Origin of the sequence: Halobacillus karajensis (assembly GCF_900108515.1) — a bacterium.
In the GTDB taxonomy this organism is placed as follows: domain Bacteria; phylum Bacillota; class Bacilli; order Bacillales; family Halobacillaceae; genus Halobacillus; species Halobacillus karajensis.
The window spans coordinates 199,056-216,951 of the sequence record NZ_FNWW01000005.1; the positions used below are offsets into that span (position 1 = coordinate 199,056).

General features: G+C 41.9%; 13 protein-coding genes. 8 read left to right on the forward strand and 5 right to left on the reverse strand.

The genetic code is table 11. The annotated features are described in order from the left end of the window. Nucleotides 1-336 precede the first annotated feature (336 nt). The 5 genes from BLW54_RS12020 to BLW54_RS12040 all read left to right on the forward strand — a co-directional run bounded on the left by BLW54_RS12020 (nt 337) and on the right by BLW54_RS12040 (nt 7,278). A complete protein-coding gene (locus tag BLW54_RS12020; protein ID WP_074734939.1) occupies nt 337-2,436 on the forward strand; it encodes a glycoside hydrolase family 3 protein in 2,100 nt (699 codons plus the stop codon). Between the two features lie 79 nt (nt 2,437-2,515). Beyond that, nucleotides 2,516-3,796 (forward strand): exo-beta-N-acetylmuramidase NamZ family protein, encoded by a 1,281-nt coding sequence (locus tag BLW54_RS12025; RefSeq protein WP_074734941.1) that lies wholly within the window; start codon nt 2,516-2,518, stop codon nt 3,794-3,796. 195 nt (nt 3,797-3,991) lie between these two features. Further along, nucleotides 3,992-5,635, forward strand: coding sequence for an SLC13 family permease (locus tag BLW54_RS12030; RefSeq protein WP_074734944.1), 1,644 nt, complete (start codon nt 3,992-3,994; stop codon nt 5,633-5,635). Between the two features lie 18 nt (nt 5,636-5,653). Further along, the gene (locus tag BLW54_RS12035) at nt 5,654-6,847 is read left to right on the forward strand and encodes an MFS transporter (protein ID WP_074734947.1); all 1,194 of its coding nucleotides are present in this window, start codon (nt 5,654-5,656) and stop codon (nt 6,845-6,847) included. A gap of 131 nt (nt 6,848-6,978) precedes the next feature. Continuing rightward, entirely contained in the window at nt 6,979-7,278 is a 300-nt protein-coding gene (locus tag BLW54_RS12040; protein WP_341853314.1) for a CHY zinc finger protein, read from the forward strand. Nucleotides 7,279-7,544: 266 nt separating this feature from the next. Here BLW54_RS12040 and BLW54_RS12045 read toward each other — a convergent pair whose 3' ends face one another. From BLW54_RS12045 to BLW54_RS12055, 3 genes are all read right to left on the reverse strand, one after another. Next, on the reverse strand, nt 7,545-8,075 hold the full coding sequence (locus BLW54_RS12045; protein WP_035508442.1) for a YceI family protein: 531 nt from the start codon (nt 8,073-8,075) through the stop codon (nt 7,545-7,547). Between the two features lie 156 nt (nt 8,076-8,231). Then, nucleotides 8,232-8,534, reverse strand: a complete 303-nt coding sequence (locus BLW54_RS12050) for a MerR family transcriptional regulator (RefSeq protein WP_074734953.1) — start codon at nt 8,532-8,534, stop codon at nt 8,232-8,234. 22 nt (nt 8,535-8,556) lie between these two features. Next, nucleotides 8,557-8,715: a Fur-regulated basic protein FbpA gene (locus tag BLW54_RS12055; protein WP_074734956.1), complete on the reverse strand. Its 159-nt coding sequence runs from the start codon at nt 8,713-8,715 to the stop codon at nt 8,557-8,559. Between the two features lie 352 nt (nt 8,716-9,067). Here BLW54_RS12055 and BLW54_RS12060 point away from each other — a divergent pair, with 352 nt between their 5' ends. Then, complete coding sequence (locus BLW54_RS12060; RefSeq protein ID WP_074734959.1) at nt 9,068-10,132, forward strand: AI-2E family transporter; 1,065 nt, start codon at nt 9,068-9,070, stop codon at nt 10,130-10,132. A 60-nt stretch (nt 10,133-10,192) separates the two neighbouring features. Here the strand turns inward: BLW54_RS12060 and cypC are convergent, their stop codons facing one another. Next, the gene (gene cypC, locus BLW54_RS12065) at nt 10,193-11,443 is read right to left on the reverse strand and encodes a CYP152 family fatty-acid peroxygenase CypC (protein WP_074734962.1); all 1,251 of its coding nucleotides are present in this window, start codon (nt 11,441-11,443) and stop codon (nt 10,193-10,195) included. Between the two features lie 187 nt (nt 11,444-11,630). Between cypC and BLW54_RS12070 the strand changes: the two genes are divergently transcribed. Then, nucleotides 11,631-13,016 carry a YjiH family protein gene (locus BLW54_RS12070; RefSeq protein WP_074734965.1) on the forward strand — a complete coding sequence of 462 codons (1,386 nt, stop codon included), beginning with the start codon at nt 11,631-11,633 and terminating at the stop codon, nt 13,014-13,016. 190 nt (nt 13,017-13,206) lie between these two features. On the opposite strand, the gene BLW54_RS12075 is transcribed toward BLW54_RS12070, so the two are convergent. Then, nucleotides 13,207-16,224, reverse strand: coding sequence for an efflux RND transporter permease subunit (locus tag BLW54_RS12075; protein ID WP_074734968.1), 3,018 nt, complete (start codon nt 16,222-16,224; stop codon nt 13,207-13,209). Nucleotides 16,225-16,530: 306 nt separating this feature from the next. On the opposite strand from BLW54_RS12075, the gene BLW54_RS12080 reads away from it, so the two are divergent. Beyond that, nucleotides 16,531-17,832, forward strand: a complete 1,302-nt coding sequence (locus BLW54_RS12080) for a Na+/H+ antiporter NhaC family protein (protein WP_035508808.1) — start codon at nt 16,531-16,533, stop codon at nt 17,830-17,832. Nucleotides 17,833-17,896: the final 64 nt, after the last annotated feature.

The window sequence follows — 17,896 nt, forward strand, 5'->3', positions numbered from 1 at the left end:
CTTTCTGGGATTATAGAAAAACCGGATAAGAGTCTTGTACTTTTTTTACAGTGTTCCTTTTCCTGAGCGATATATTATTTCAAAATGAATCATTAGGATTAGTTCTAAAGTATTGGTAAAACATGGTCTGATTTTTGATTAGGGCCTTAAGTGGTATAGACGACTATATCTATTTTCGTTACGCTTTTATTACAAAATGTAAACGCTTGCAATAAAACAGTTAGAATACTTTCTGGTATACGACAAAAAAGTCAGGTAGAAGTGAGTTTGGAAAAGAGAACCTTCTGGGATAGAGGGGCATCTTTTACAAATAGATAAATTAAGGAGGAGTGTGGAATGAAAAGGATTGGTAAATGTCTGTTCATTATGGTGTTGGCCTTTTGCATGGTTCTGCCGGCGTCTATGTTAGGCGTGCAAGTGGATGCTGCTGAAAAGGAGGGAGTAACGGACTTGGTCATCCTGGAAAATGTACCTCAATCTGATGTGACGGTCAAAGATCATCAGGTTGACCTTACGGCGTTGAACGTGTATCAAGATGGACATTTTACTAAGGTAAAAGAAGGTTTGGAATGGAGATCGAAGAACAAGAAGGTGGCCACAGTAGACGAGCACGGTAAGGTTACCTTCACTGGGAAGCCAGGACGATCGTGGGTGACAGTTACGAATGGTATCTACGAAGATCGTATTGCAGTAGATTACAAACCAGCCCCCACCAGTAAAGGAAAACCAGAAGTCAAGCCGTTCATTACTAAGGAACAAGGAGAACGTTATCACCTTGTACAACATGCTCTTGAAAACATGACGATGGAAGAAAAAGTTGGACAAATGCTCATGCCTGACTTCAGAACAAGGGACGGAGAGAACGTTACAGAAATGCTTCCTGAAATTGAGCAATTGGTGAAAGACTATCACCTTGGCGGTGTGATTTTGTTCCGTGAAAATGTCGTTACTACAGAACAAACAGCCAAATTGGCCGCTGATTATAAGGAAGCTTCTGAAAAATATGGATTGCTTCTCACGATTGACCAAGAAGGAGGGATCGTGACGCGTCTTCAGTCGGGAACAGATATGCCAGGTAATATGGCTGTAGGGGCCGCACGATCTGAAGAAATGGCTGAAGATGTAGGGGGAGTCATTGGAGCAGAGCTGGAGTCTTTAGGAATTAATATGAACTTTGCTCCTGTGATGGACGTCAATAATAATCCTGATAATCCTGTCATTGGTGTTCGCTCTTTTGGAGAAAATCCTGAGCTTGTAGGGAGAATGGGAGTGGCTTATACGAAAGGGTTGCAGAAACATGGGGTTGCCGCAACAGCTAAACACTTTCCAGGGCATGGAGATACAGCGGTTGATTCACATCTGGGCCTTCCGGAAGTGCCCTATGATAGGAAACGTTTAGAAGAAGTAGAATTATATCCATTTCAACAAGCGATGGATAGGGGAATTGACGCCATCATGACAGCCCACGTGACTTTCCCTAAAATCGATGGGAAAACCGTGACGTCTAAGAAAGACGGCTCTGAGATAGCGCTCCCGGCCACATTATCAGAGGAAGTACTTACAGGGCTCATGCGTGAACAGATGAATTATGATGGTGTCGTTATTACGGATGCTCTGAATATGAAAGCTATCGCTGATCATTTTGGACCGGTGGATGCGGTCATTCGTGCTATTAATGCTGGTGCAGATATTGCCCTCATGCCTGTCGGTCTGGAAGAAGTCGCAGAAGGAGTTTATGATGCTGTGGAATCAGGGGGAATTCCAATGGAGACGGTCGAAGAGTCAGTCGAACGTATTCTGACACTGAAAATGAAGAGAGGCATCATTAAAGAGGAAACGCCTCAATCCATCGAAGATCAAATAGAAGAAGCCCAACAGGTTGTTGGATCTGAAGAACATAAAGCGGTGGAAAAAGAGGCGGCCGAACGTTCCATTACACTAGTGAAAAATGATGATGTACTTCCTCTAGATTCATCTGATGAAAACGTCGTGGTTATCGGCAATTCTTTTATTGGAGATCTTGCTGATACTGTTTCTGCTTACCATTCAAATACAACGGTCATCCAGACCAACGCACCCGAATTAACGGAGACTGAGAAGCAGATCGTTTTGGAAGCGGATAAGGTGATCTTTGGGACTTACACGTATAATGTTTTCACACGGTCGGAGGATCATCCACAAATGCAGTTGATTCATGAGGTGATGGAAGAAACAGATGCGGAGGTCATTGGGGTTGGTATCAGGAATCCATATGACATTATGGCTTACCCTGAAGTCGACGCCTACATTGCTCAATATGGTTTCAGGGAGGCGAGCTTTGCTGCAACGGCTGCTACAATTTTTGGAGAAAATAATCCTTCAGGTCAGTTACCTGTTACTATCCCGGGGAATAACGGTCAGGTGTTATTTGAATATGGGACAAGTTTAAATTATTAGGGAGAGTCAGAAGGAAAGGGATATTTATAAATGTCCTTTCCTCCCATTATAAAAATTTATTTTAAGGGAGAGGTTCTTTTTGAAAAAATGGTTTATGGTGGCGATTGTATTATTAATGACATGGTCGACCTTTTCTGTCGTGTTTGCCGATCATAAGAGTAACCCTGGTAAACAGAAGGGGCATCAGAAAGAAGGGGAGACCTTCAAGCTTGGCGTAGAAGTTCTATTAGATGAAGAGAAAGCCCTCATTGAAGGAAAAAAGGTCGGTTTAATTACGAATCCGACCGGAGTCGACCAGGATCTGAACAGTATCGTAGATACACTTCATAACGATGATGATGTAGATTTGACAGCTTTGTATGGACCAGAGCACGGGGTGAGAGGTAGTGCACAGGCTGGTGAGTATGTTGAGTTTTATACAGACGAGGAAACAGGACTCCCTGTTTATAGTCTATACGGACAGACGCGTAAACCGACATCAGAAATGTTAGAAGATATTGATGTATTGCTCTTTGATATTCAAGATGTAGGAACGCGATTCTATACGTACATTTATACAATGGCCTATGCCATGGAAGCAGCACAGGAAAATGACATTCCGTTCATCGTCCTTGATCGCCCGAATCCAATCGGCGGCGGGAAAGTTGAAGGTCCGGTTCTGGAGGAAGAGTATAAATCCTTCGTTGGAAACTATCCTATTCCGTTACGTCATGGGATGACGGTTGGGGAACTTGCGAAGTTTTTCAATACTGAGTTTGACATTGGTGCAGATCTAACCGTAGTTGAAATGCAAGGGTGGAAGCGTAACATGCATTATGATGACACAGGCTTGGAATTTGTTGCACCATCCCCGAATATGCCTACTGTGGATACCGCCTTTGTTTATCCTGGTGCCGCATTGATTGAAGGGACGAATGTTTCCGAAGGGCGTGGAACCACTCGACCGTTTGAATTAATCGGGGCACCATTTATAAACAGTACAGACCTTGCGGCGGAAATGAATGGCTATCATTTACCTGGTGTGAAATTCAGAGCTGCCTCGTTCACTCCGTCTTTCTCAAAACATGCAGGCGAATTAAGTCATGGTGTTCAGATCCACATCGTCGATCGCGAGGAATTTAATGCGGTAGAGACAGGTCTCTATCTAGTTAAGACGATTCATGACATGTATCCGGAGGACTTCCAGTTCCGTGCGGAAAATTCATCAGGCATCTCTTTCTTCGATCATTTGATTGGTAATGGATGGGTTCGTGAAGCTATCGAAAATGGGGATTCTGTGGAAGATATGAAAGAGCGCTGGCAAAACGATCAAAAAGAATTCAACAAAGTAAGAAAACACTACCTCCTCTATAAAAAATAAAAGATATATGGAACCATTTAACACACCAGGTCATCCAGAATATGGATGACCTGGTGTGTATTTTTTTTACAGGATGAGGAAGGGTGTGAGTCATCAGGCTTAACTGAGTGGGTTATATCTTACATTTTCATTGAGTCTGTGATAAAATTTGTAAATATTCACACATATTCGACAAAGGAAAGGCAGGAGAACCTTATGGCAGATCCATCAATACTTAAAAATAAATGGCTGCAGCTATGGGCCATACACTATCAGGCGAAGGATTTATTGAAATTCACAGTAACTGGAAACTCCAATTCTTCAAATCCTAAACATTCCAATCAAGCATCTGCGGATGGCAGTGACCCGGGTCCCTCTTTTGATACGAGGCAGAAGATAGGGTTATTTTTAGGGCCTGTTTTGTTTGCGCTTACACTTTTATTCGTAGAAGCGGATGGTTTATCGCAAAGTGCTGTTGCGATTCTGGCGAGTACGTTGTGGATTGCGACATGGTGGATAACGGAAGCTATGCCTATTCCGGCAACGTCATTGCTGCCACTTGTTCTTTTCCCTATCACTGGAGGGTTAGATGGTGCAACGACAGCTTCTTCCTATGGGGATAATACGATTTTCCTGTTTATGGGCGGGTTTTTAATAGCCTTGGCGATGCAAAAGTGGAATTTACATAAGCGAATGGCTTTGTTTATTATTTCATCCGTAGGAACGAGTACGGAACAGATTGTTCTCGGGTTTATGGTCGCGACAGGATCCTTATCCATGTGGATTTCGAATACGGCTACAGCAATGATGATGGTGCCTATTGGTATGGCCGTCATTTATCAGGCATCCGAACAATTAAAGAAAAAAGGGGAAACTGTGGATCACGAGAACTTTAATTTTGGAAAAGCGGTTATGCTGGGAGTGGCTTACAGTGCTTCGATTGGGGGGCTGGCCACACTGATTGGAACACCACCAAACACCATTTTTAAAGGTGTGATAGAGCAGACATACGGTATTGATATCAGTTTTGCTGGCTGGATGGCATTCGGCGTTCCGTTAACGGTCTTATTCTTAGCTATCGCATGGTTTTATTTGGTGAAGATCGCTTACCCGATGAAGGTTAAGGAACTTCCCGGGGGGCGTAAGGTGATCGGGGAGGAAAGACGTGCGCTGGGTCAAATGAGCGCTGAAGAAAAGATAGTCATGACCGTATTTGCTTTCACAGCGGTCGCGTGGATTTCGCGTTCATTCGTACTAGTCCATCTCAATGAAAATATTAATGATACGATGATTGCGATGACGGCTGCTGTTGTTCTATTTCTTATTCCTTCAAAGAACAAGCGGGGAGATTACCTTCTTGATTGGGACACAGCCAAAGGGCTCCCTTGGGGAATCTTACTTTTATTCGGTGCCGGCCTCGCGGTTGCCGCTGGTTTTAAGGAAACGGGTCTTGCGGAGTGGATTGGTACACAGCTTACTGTCCTGCAAGGGGTTAACTTGATTCTTATTATTGTCATAGTTACTGCGTTGGTTATCTTCTTAACGGAGATTACATCCAACACAGCCACCGCGACAATGATGTTTCCAATTATGGGATCCCTTGCCAGTGCAATTTCCGTTCATCCATACAGTTTGATGATCGCTGCAGGGGTAGCAGCTAGTTGTGCATTTATGCTGCCAGTCGCTACACCGCCGAACGCCGTCGTATTTGGGTCCGGATATTTAAAGATCCCAGATATGGCGAAGGCTGGATTTTTATTAAATGTCCTTGCTGTCATTCTAATTACGGTAGCGATTTATTTCTATCTGCCCCTCGTTTGGGGACTTGATTTAACCACATTCCCAGATCGATTCAACTAATAATTGAGGATGGTGGATATGGAAGCTTTACAAAAAGATAAGAAACCTTATACTCCTGACGGGAGTCCGTTTTGGCGGGTGACTGTCGCACTTATGCTCGCTTCTTTATCCATCTTTTCCACGCTCTATGTTTTTCAGCCGTTGTTGCCCGTTTTCGCAAATCGCTTTCAGGTGTCTGCTACAGAATCGAGTTTCCTCATGTCTGCCTGTGTATTAGCGATGGTACTTGGACTTTTTGTGCTCGGCTTTGCAGCAGACCGATACGGGCGATCCATCGTAATGAAGGTTTCCTTATTTGTGACCGCTGTGACACTCCTTATCCTGCCATTTACTCCTGTTTTGGAATGGATGATCGTAACAAGATTCATTCAAGGTTTTTTTCTAGCGGGAATACCAGCTGCTGCTATGGGGTATTTAGGAGAAGAGGTTTCTCACCGTCATCTGGGCCTCGCCATGACGTTATATATTTCTAGTAATGCACTGGGAGGTATGGGGGGGAGAGTCATTGGGGGTTATTTGACAGACCTCTTTGACTGGCGCTTCACTTTATGGTCTTTCGGGGCTTTTGGGTTGCTTTCTGCTCTTTTGTTTGTATTTGCTTTTCCGAAAGAGCGCTTTTTTAGAAAAACAAACCAAGGATTACTGGAAGATTTAAAAGGCATGTTTGTTCATTTAAGAAGTGCATCAATGCTTGTTTTATTCTTAATGGGCGTGCTTTTGCAAATCGTATTTACAGCTGTTTGGACTTATATTCCTTTTTATCTTCATGGGGATCCTTTTAACTGGCCATTAAAATGGATTGCCCTGACATATTTTGCTTATGCTTTCGGTGTGGTAGCTCCTCCAATCGCCGGGAGATTTTCTGACAGCTTCGGTTTGAAGAAAGTTATGTTTACCGGGGTGTCTCTTTTGATAATAGGGGTGCTCTTCACAGCCATTCCTTCAGGGGCCTTGATTCTCGTGGGGCTTTCTTTTATTTGTATGGGTTTTTTTGTTGCTCACTCCATGGCAGCTGCTCTTGTCAGCAAATCTGCCACCCATCACAGAAGTGGGGCTTCAGGATTCTACTTAATCAGCTACTATTTGGGCGTGGCCATCGGTAGTACGGCTATTGGTACCCTCTGGGAGAATTACCAATGGCCGGGAGTGCTGAGCGTCACCGCCTTGTTAGTATTCCTATTCCTTTGTCTACCACTGTATAGAAATGAGTGATGGACAATATTCCATAATATGGGTGACCTGGTACACCTAATATTGGGAATCCAATCCATGTTAGAATAGGTTAAGTAAATAATGAAGTAATTGGAGGGGTGACTTTGTCTAAGCATCCTCTTGTTAAAGGGGTGGAGGTTGACGCACAAACCCGTTGTGCCCATTATCAAAGTGATCGGGATATCATTGCCATTAAATTTCATTGCTGCAAAGAGTATTATGCGTGTTACTATTGCCACCATGAACAGGCCGGACATCCCCCATCCAAATGGCCACGCCAACAGTGGGGAGAAAAGGCGATTCTGTGCGGGAATTGCCATCATGAATTAACGATCCTGGAATATATGGAAAGCAAAAGGTGCCCGCAGTGCGAGCATAGATTCAATGAAAATTGCAGCCTCCACTATCCTTTATATTTTGATAGGAAATAATAAGTCTTTATAGGGCGTTTATTTGTGATTTCGATGATGTAGGTTCAGTATGATAGCATCCGTTTGCCGAGGAGATTGCATCAAGCCCAGAGCTTACCTTAGTTCTCAACTTTTTTATGGTAAGAGTTGAGTGGATAAAATGGGGGTAGAAATGCCGGCTAGGTCATTGAAATAACAAACTGCCCCTTCATAAGAAAGATCACACAGGATCCAAAAAGAAGCTGAGTCCCTTGAGGCTCAGCTTCTTCATATTTTCATTTCATTCATTATTCAGAAACGATGAATTCAAAGTTCCCTTCGAATTTAACGACTTTCCCAAGCAGAACACCGCCCGTTTCCAAAGCTGCATTATAAGTCAAACCGTAGGCTTCACGATCAATTTTGCCACTTACATCAAATCCTGCAACAGTGCTCCCATCCATCGGATTCTTGGAGGAACCGTTATATTCCACGGTGAATGTTTCTTCACGTGTGATTCCTTTAATTGTTAAATCTCCAGTAACTTCAAATTCATCATCCGAAACCTTATGAATAGCAGTACTTTGGAAGACAATCTTCGGATATTGGTCTGCTTCAAAAAAGTCTCCTGAGCGAAGGTGTCCATCCCGTTGTTCGTTTCGTGTGTTAATAGAATCTACAGATATGGTTGCGGTTACTTTGGACGAGGGAAGATCATTTAAATCACCAGAAAATTCTACGTTGAAAGTTTCGAATTCACCTTTGGCTTTAGATACCATCATGTGTTTAATTTGAAAGTTCAAGCTACTGTGGACTTGATCCAAAGTTAATGTGGTCATTTTACACTCTCCTCATTAATAAATATAGTTTGAATTCTAAGTTAACTATACGCTCTACTTATTTTGAAGTCAAGATATTTTTCGTTGAAATAAATAGGAAGAAGCCAGACAAAAAAGCCCGGTACCAAGTGACAAGGACCGGGGAATTTTATGATTTTATTTGTTCATTTGGAAATGGGCATTTAATTGTCCTCGAATCATTTTTTCCTTAAGATTTCCTTTAGTGGAAGTTTGTAGATCTTTTCTGATTTCGTATGTCTGCACACCTTCTTCTCGTTTGTCTGCAATTTGTAATAATGTTTCAACATCCGAAAAAGAATATTTGCGTGTCCCTCTTTTAGTTCTTTCGGGTTGGATTAAACGACGCTCTTCATAGTAACGAATCTGCCTGAGTGAGAGGCCGGTCAATTCATTGACGATCCCAATGGACATAACTTTTTTGTGCTTGTATGATGCCATTACATTTCCTCCTCTTTACTCCTCATTGTGGGTGGTCAATTCTGGAGGCTAAGGTTTCTAACTCCGTCAAAGTTAAAGAATGGAGGGTTTCATCTGTTGATTGATACATACCGGCATCGATAAGTTTTTGAATATAGTGTTCCCTCATACTTTCGACAGCTTTTCTTAAATGATTTTTCATTAAGGTTCACTCCCGTATGTGTGGAATATAGGTCACATTGGTAAAACGGATCGGCAAGCTGGAAAAGTACATGTGTTCTTTTCTCTGATGAATATAGAATATCTAAATATTAACATTATGTCACTTATTATGTAAGAAAATCTAACATGAATATTTCGACTGGTAGTTTATCTGACATAGCTTGTTTTATGGGAAGGGTAATCTTTAAAGTATGATTTCGATAGCAGTAATTGTGTGATCTAAACTTTTATATAAAGGTCTGGTGTGAAAAGAAAGGGCTTATAAATCTTTTTTTCCTAGTTTACAATTGTGAAATAAAGTGAATGAATGGGGTAAAGGAGGGGAAAGGGTTATGTGGATCAAGCATTCATTTTTTAAATACGTGACAGCAGCTATACTTATTCTAGTACTCTACTATTTCTTAGAAAAATTAGAGTTGCTGGAACCGTTCAAGACAATCTTTGGAACTTTATTCTATCCACTTCTTATTGCAGGATTTTTGTTTTATATCCTGCGCCCTGTTGTTCACTTGATATCTAAAGTGAGGTTTATTCCTGTTCCTTTTGCCATTTTGATCGTTTTTGTTTTCATTGGCGGGCTTTTATATATGGGCGTCTGGCTGCTTGCTGATACCGTGCAGAAGCAGATGAATGATCTATCGAAAATGCCGGAGGAAATGAAGCAAACAGCAGAAGAGGCAGGACAAAAATTAAAAGAGAATGACATGGGGGTGATATCTGGTGCTTCCATCCAACAACGGATGACGGAGTATTTTGGCGGGATCACCCAACAAATTGGGGAACACATGATGAGTGTGTTTTCTACAATCGCTGGGGCTACCACCGTTTTAATCATTGTCCCGTTTGTATTATTTTTCTTTTTAAAGGACGGGCATCGATTAATTCCCTTCTTGAAGAGAGCTTTACCAGAAAAGCACCAGCCTAGAGGAGTGAAAGTCCTGCAGGATCTCGACTATACAGTATCTTCTTATATTATTGGACAAGTAACGATTGCAGCCGTGGATGGTGTTTTAACCTATATCGGCTATTTAATCATCGGAATCGATTACGCTTTAATCTTAGGATTGTTTGTTACATTGACTTGTGCCATCCCGTTTGTAGGACCTGTGATTGGAGCGATTCCTGCTATCGTTGTTGCGCTTATGCAGGAGCCTTCTTTGGCGATTTACGTCATCATTACGTTCATTGTGGTACAGCAATTAGAAAGTAACCTTGTGGCTCCCTTTGTCTTCGGAGAGCGATTGAACATCCATCCGCTTACGGTTATTTTATTACTTGTTGTGGCGGCTCCACTTTACGGCGTAGTAGGGATGATTATCGCTGTACCGACTTATTCTGTTCTGAAAGTATTATTGAAGCATGGGTATGATTTTTACCAACTTTACCATTCAACATGAATAACGTTTAAAACGTCCAGGAAGTTTGATCCCTGGACGTTTTAAAGTGATGGAGAGTGGTTAACTCTTAAAATGTACTTGGCTTATGACAAATCCGCTTTTCGGAAGGGAAGGTATCTTTTTCAGGCTGTAACTGTAGTCTTGTTTTGGAACGGTGTATCCGAGGTGTTTCGTCATATAGCGGAAGCTTGCTTGCAGCACTTCTATTGTCGGCCATTCTCCAGGACATCGGTGGCCATGATAGTATCCGCCTCCTCCTTGCGGGATCAGGTCGAACAAGCCGCCCTTCCAGTCTACAAAACGATCAGGATTAAATTCATTAGGATCCTCCCAGATCTTTGGGTCATGATTAATTCCATACACGTCAAGTAAGACCAGTTGTCCTTTTTTAAAATTATATTGCTGCCAAGTGAAATCCTGATTCGCTCTTGCTCCAAGAAAAGGAACAAAAGGGTAAAAGCGTCTGACTTCCTGGGTAAACATGAACAAATATTCCTCATCCAATGCCACCTGCTTCTGAATTTGCGGATGTTCGTGAAGAGCTACGGAACCGAAAGCGATGAATTTAGAAATAGCGACAAGTGGACGGATGACATTCAAAACTTCTACGGCAGCGATCCTTGCATCAAGCGGCTGTCCATCTAAGTCTTTATGTTTGGCCATTTCGTATAAGGCTTTGTCTTTCTCTGCTTCCAGCTGGTCTTCCCGTACTTTCACAATTAATTTCTCTATCCATGCCTCCGAGCGTTTACGGGCTCTTCTGCTTTCCAAATGTTTTGGACCAATAGCACTGAATCCATCAATCAGGTTACTTAAATCTCGTGTCCTCTTTTGTACTTCTTTTTCTTCCAGGGGAATTCCTGCCCATTCACATGCTGTTCGACAAAGCAACTCACGAGACTCGTCGTAAAGGTTCACTTTTTTCATTCTGTTCCACTTCTTTGTGAAGCGTGCCCAGTTTTGGGTGGTTATTTCGTATAGCTCTTGTATGGATTCCTGAGTCATCAAAGACATGAAAAGAAGCTTGCGGTGGGCATGCGCCTCACCATCCTTTGTTTGAATACCGTTTTCTCCAAATAATGTTTTCAATACCCTCTTAGGGAGGGCGTTTTTTCGGTCCATTCGGTTTGTATCATAGAATAGCTTTGCTCCCTCCACTCCACTTAAAAGAGCGACTTTCTCCCCTAGAACCCTTGTTTCATAAACATCCAGATGATGATTTTGTACCCGCTTTGGGATAAAGTTATAGCCATCTTTAAAGATCGCTAATGTATTGTCAATGGTTTTGTCCTTTGGTACTTGGGCAGTCATTCTATAACGCCTCCTTATCTGCAAGTCTAATGGTTTAATTATTCCTTTTTTTAACTAGAGGTAAACTGTTTTTAGAATCTTTCTCCTCCCTATTGAATTTAAATGCATTAGAATGTATAGTTATTAACTATCGAATCATGTTTATTTATACTTTTTTATGCATAAAGAATACAGAGGAGGGCGAAATATGGCTGTTCAACAGACGAAAGTGAACAACACTGTGAAAGAATCTACATCCTACACGACCAAACAATGGATGAAGTTTTTCATCCCATCCATAATTGGTGTTTTTTTATTTCTTGTGCCCATTTCTGTTGATGGGAGAGTGACAATTGGTTTAGGTTTGATGGCAGATGGCCTGCAGGGAGCGATCGGCCCGTATATACCACTTTTCATGACTATAGTCATTGCCATCTCTGCTTTAGGAAGTCTAGTTGTCAAAGGCACAGAAGGTAGTTTTAGAAATCATCCTTTTATATCTCATATTTTTGATGTGGGCCCATTTTGGATCGTCTTGCGTATTATCGGTGCGATTTTTGCTTTGATGACTCTTGCAGAAATTGGACCCTCTTATATAGGGTCAGAACTGACAGGCGGGGTTGTTCTCTATGATTTGATTCCTGTCTTAATGGTTTGGTTTTTATTTGCGAGTTTATTCATGCCGCTTTTATTAGAATTTGGGTTAATGGATTTTATAGGAACGATTGTAAGAAAAGTCATGCATCCATTATTCAAGCTGCCGGGTAGGTCTTCTGTTGATGCTATGGCATCTTGGATGGGAAGTGGAACGGTAGGAGTATTGTTAACGACCCAGCAATATGAAAATGGCTATTACTCTAAACGAGAAGCGGCTGTCGTAGCAAGTAATTTCTCTATTGCATCCATTGCTTTTAGTCTCGTCATAGCGAAATTTTTAGCGATTGATCATATGTTTGTTTCTTTTTATTTTACCGTTATGGTTTGTGGAGTGGTAGCGGCGGTCATCTGTCCTAGAATTCCACCGCTTTCCAGAAAAAAAGAAACATATCATGAGCCTGTAGGAAAGCAGATTGATGAAGTGGTTCCTAAAGGGACGTCAACTTTCCGCTTTGGGATTGATCAAGCGGTAGCAAAAGCGGATCAAGTGAAAAGTGCTGGGGCCGTTGCTAGAAAAGGGATATTTAATGTCGTGGATATTTGGTTTGGGCTGATTCCTCTTGTGATGGCGCTTGGTACTGTCGCGCTGGTTATCGCTGAATTCACGCCTGTATTCACATGGCTGTCTTATCCATTCATTCCATTGTTGAACTTACTACAGATTCCGGAGGCGGCGGAAGCTGCTCCAGCGATGATTGTCGGTTTTGCCGATATGTTCCTTCCGGCAGTTGTAGGAAGTGGCATCGAATCTGAACTGACTCGTTTTATTATCGGGGTCATGTCGTTGACGCAGCTGATTTATATGTCTGAAATAGGGATTCTGTTAATTAAATCTAAAATCCCAATTAATTTCTTAGAGTTGTTCATCATTTTCCTGCAACGTACGATTATTACATTGCCTATTGCGGCATTGCTCGCTCATCTACTGTTCTTTTGAATATGGGAATGAAAGGTGTAGGATAAGCAAAGGGTTTCCATCGAGTGGAGTTTAGTATTCTTTGGTAAAAAGAATAGGGATGGAAAGAATTCATAAAAAGGCGCAGCTGAAAATTTCAGCTGCGCCTTATTTACAATAGGGGAGGTCATTACACTATAAGTTTCGCTCCTCCTATATTTTTTGTGGGGGTTTATATCACCGTTTCTTCAGGGAGCTCATTGGTTGTGCTTTCCTTCTTTTTTGCGAAAAGCCGGTAAATGGCTGGAATAAGCAGCAAGGTGAGAAATGTGGCAAACAACAATCCTGAAATAATCACTGTAGCCATGGGGGCTTGATAATTTCCCGCACTCCCAGAGGCAAGAGCTAGAGGGAGCATCCCCCCGGCTGTTGTCAGACTCGTCATGAAAATCGGTCTGATTCTGTCTTTTCCGGACTCGATCAGAGCTGTATCTACCGCGAGTCCATTTTTTCTAAGTTGGTTGGTCCGTGTAATGAAAAGGATCGCATTATTTAATACAATTCCGATCAACATAACAATGCCCATAGCTGACATGACACTTAATTCTCTTTGAGTCAAAAACAATCCGAGAATAACACCGACTACTGTCATTGGGATGACAGCCATAACAATAAGCGGATGAAAAAGATGATTGAACTGCACGGCCATCACAAGATAGACAAGGAAGACTGCAATTCCTATAATAAGCAGCATTTCCTGTATCATTTGCTGTTGTGCTTCTAAATCCCCTGCTACTGTCAGGCTATAACCCAGAGGTGCTTCAAAGTCGTCGATGATACCTTGGACGTCTCGATTGACGGAACCAAGGTCCTGGCCTTCGATATCAGCAGAAACGGTAATATATCTTTCGCCATCTATATGGTTGATTTCATTGGGTGTCTGAACGGTTTCGAATGTGAGAAAGTCGGAAAGTTTTTTCTCATCTGTCATGGGAACGGAGATGCCCAGAAGGGCTTCTTTAGAATCGATGGGACTTTCCCAATTAATGAGCAACGGGACATTTTTCTGATTAATTTTAAGCTCGCCTATGGGTTGGTTAAGGAAACTTTGTTGAACCATTTCACGAATTTGAATTTCGTTAAGCCCGGCATCTTCCATGGCGGTTTTATTTAATTGGACGATTTCTTCTTCAGACATACGGTCTATAGATGTTTGACTGGCGGCAATACCATCAATATTTTCAAGCTTGGCTTTGAAATCTATTGCCAGCTGTTGCAATCGTTCAAATGATTCCCCCTTTATGTGGACTTGAACTGGGGAAGCAGCCCCTCCATCCATGACACTGGCAACATTTTTAATAGGGTATTTATCTTCTAAGGTGCGTAGTGATTTGAAAATCTGTTCGTTTACATCTTTCTGTTCTGTAGTCACTTGGTCATCTTTAGTCATATTGATAATGGTATATAACATTCCACCAGAATCCATCATATAGTTCGACTCTATGTCATCAATATTTTTAAGCTCATGATTAACGGCAGTGACGATTTCCTGTTTGTCATCTTGGGACAGACCTTCATCCACCTCTATCATTAATTCAGCATAGCGGTTAAAGACATCAGGCATGAGGGTCATCGGGATTTTCGTAACCAGAAAAAGGGAGCTGACAAACAACATTGTAAAAAGTGCAAGAACAACTAAACTATTCCGCTTCTTCCGGACCGTCCATGAAACTAAGCGATCGTAAAACTTTAAAATCGGTCCATCTTTTTTCTGGCGCTTCTTTTTTCTCATCGTTAAAAATTTCTCGGACAGAGAGGGGATCAGGGTAAAGGAAATCATAACGGAGCTTATTAATGTAATGGCGACAACAACGGATAGAACGATCATGAATTGACCGACCTCTCCACCGAGAAGACCAATCGGAAGGAAGACGACAATGGTTGTGAGCATAGAAGCAAGAACAGCTGTAGCCACTTCTTTGATACCGGAAGATACGGCATCCATCCCAGTTAACCCTTCTTCTTTCTTATTATAGATCGACTCCAGAATGACGATAGAAGAGTCCACCATCATGCCAATTCCAAGCCCGAGACCGACGAGAGTCAACATATTCAAGCTGTAATCAAGGAGCCACATCGAAGTGAGGGTGAGTAAAATGGATGTGGGGATGGAAATACTAATGATGACAGTGGCTCTCAGGTTTCTAAGGAAAATTAACAGGATAGCGATGGCAATCAGGCCGCCGATGAGAATGTTATTTGTAACACCATTAATCGAATCTTCGACGTAATCAGCCTGGGCAACGACTTCATTTAAAGAAAATCCATCAAAGAGTTCCGCTTCTTCCATATTTCTAATTTCATCTCGAACGGCAGCTGCTGTCTCGATTTCTGTGAAGTTGGAAGAACCGCCTATTTGAACAAATAAAAAGTCTTTGCCGCCATTTTTCCATACATAGGAAGATTGTTCTTGAGGTTGTAAAGAAACGGTAGCAATGTCTTGAAGGGTAATAAATCCTGATGGAACAGGGATGCTGAGTTTTTTCATTTCTAAAGTATTCTCAATGGATGAGGGCCATCGAAGAGAGGGGGAACCTTCCTCTCCTGATAATTCCCCTAAGGTAGATTCTTCATCTGCTTGTTGGAGGATAGGGATGACTTGGTCGATTTGTAAACCATGCTTCTGTAATTTTTCACGGTTAAATGCTACATTCATTTCCTTTTTTTGAATGCCAAGGATATCAACATCTCGAACTTCAGGTAGTTCTTCTAGTCTAGGTTCTAAAGTATTTGTGGCGAAAGCGCTCATTGTTTCCATGTCCCCACCAGAAAGATCCAGGAAGAATTGATAGCTTTGAGTGGTACCATATTGTCCGGATTCGACACGGTCAATATTCATCGTTGACGTTACTTGATTAGTTATGGATTCAGCTTCTTTTATCGCCACATCTCCTTCATCCCGTGAAAATGTTAATTGGATGGTGCTGCGTCCGTCATAAGATGTCGAACGAATTTCCTCAATGCCTTCCACACTTTCTAATTGTCTTTCCAGTGGGGTTGTAATCGTGCGTTCGATTTCAACAGCTGACTGATTTCCTGCGTCGATATTGATATACCCACCATCCATAGTTATAGGGGGCATGAGCTCTTCATCCATGTTCAGCAAAGCATATCCGCCGATCATGAGGATGAGGGTGGTTACAAGTCCGATGAAAATTTTTCTCTGTAAAATGAACTGAAGGGCTCTCATTAAACTCTCCTCCTTTTTACTCACACAAAATAAAGTATATACTGAACTCATTTAAACATGAGCAAAAAATCTTATTTAATGAAAAATTTTACAAATGATTCAGTACCTCCTTAGCATAGTCGTTTCGATTCCTTTTGACCTTAAACTTTGGACGTAAATTTCCTACGTCTCCAGACTTATTTGAAGAAGAGCTACAATCTATAGTGGTTGATAGGAGGGCGACAGGTGTTGTAGAGTATGAAAGAGCTTCTGAAAGATAATGTAAGTAGTGGCTGAAAAAATTAAAGGAGTAAAAGAGGTGTGATTGTGAAAGCAAAGGAGTTAAATAAAGGCAACGGGTTGGCATTGCTTCCATTTGTTGTTTTCATTGTTCTTTTTATCGGATCAGGCATAATAACCGGAGATTTTTATCAGATGCCTGTTCTTGTGGCCGTGTTTGCCGCCATTCTTGTTGCGTTATTTATGAATAGAAAAGTAGACTTTCAAACAAAATTTCAACAGTTAACAGAAGGAGGAGGGCACTCGAACATCATTTTGATGGTGGTTATTTTTCTCCTCGCTGGTGCTTTTTCCACGGTGGCTGAAGGAATGGGAGCTGTGGACTCAACCGTCAATTTTGGATTAAGTATTCTTCCTGGAAATCTTCTGATTGTAGGGTTGTTTGTTATTTCTTGTTTCATTTCTATATCGATGGGGACATCTGTCGGAACCATTGTAGCTCTAGCTCCGATAGGGATGGGGATCGCCGAACAGACGGATGTTGTTGTGGCGCTGACCATGGGAGCGATTGTCAGTGGTGCCATGTTTGGAGATAATCTATCTATCATATCAGATACCACAATAGCAGCAGTTCGAACGCAAGGGACAGAAATGAAGGATAAGTTCAAAGCAAACTTTTTTATTGTCCTGCCGGCAGCTATTGTGACTGCGGTCATTTTTGGTTTTATTACTGCAGATGCCGCATCAACTGTACAAGATGATCATCCCTTTCATTTACTCAAGGTACTCCCATATCTTGGTGTGCTTATCTTCGCGGTTCTTGGCGTGAATGTCATATATGTTCTTATGGGAGGTATAAGTTTTGCGGGAATCATCGGTTTTATAATGGGGGAGTTCTCGCTGATGGAATTTATTACACTTATGGGGGAAGGATTCGAAGGAATGCAGGAATTGTCCCTGCTAGTCATTCTGCTTGGCGGTCTCGTAGAATTAATCCGTCAGAATGGAGGGATTGATTATCTGCTTTATAAGATCAGCAGAAGAGCCCATTCAAGTAGAGGGGGAGAGTTTAGTATTGCTGGCCTAGTAAGTGCGATCAATCTTTCTACAGCCAACAATACCATATCCATCATGACTGCAGGCCCCCTTGCCAAACAAATTTCTGACCGTTTTTATATCCGTTCTAAAAGATCTGCAAGCCTCTTAGATATTTTTTCAAGTTCGGTTCAGGGATTGATCCCTTACGGAGCGCAACTATTATCCGTTGCAGGAGTAGCTGGTCTTTCTCCAGTCAGTATTATTCCATACTGTTTCTATCCTATTTTACTTGCCGTTTCAGGCCTTGCAGCTATCATGATTCGCTTTCCTAAGTTTACTGTTCAGGATTAGTGGTTCAAAATCATGCATATAGGGAATTACAAGTATTAACGTGTCATACTCGATTCTGCATTTC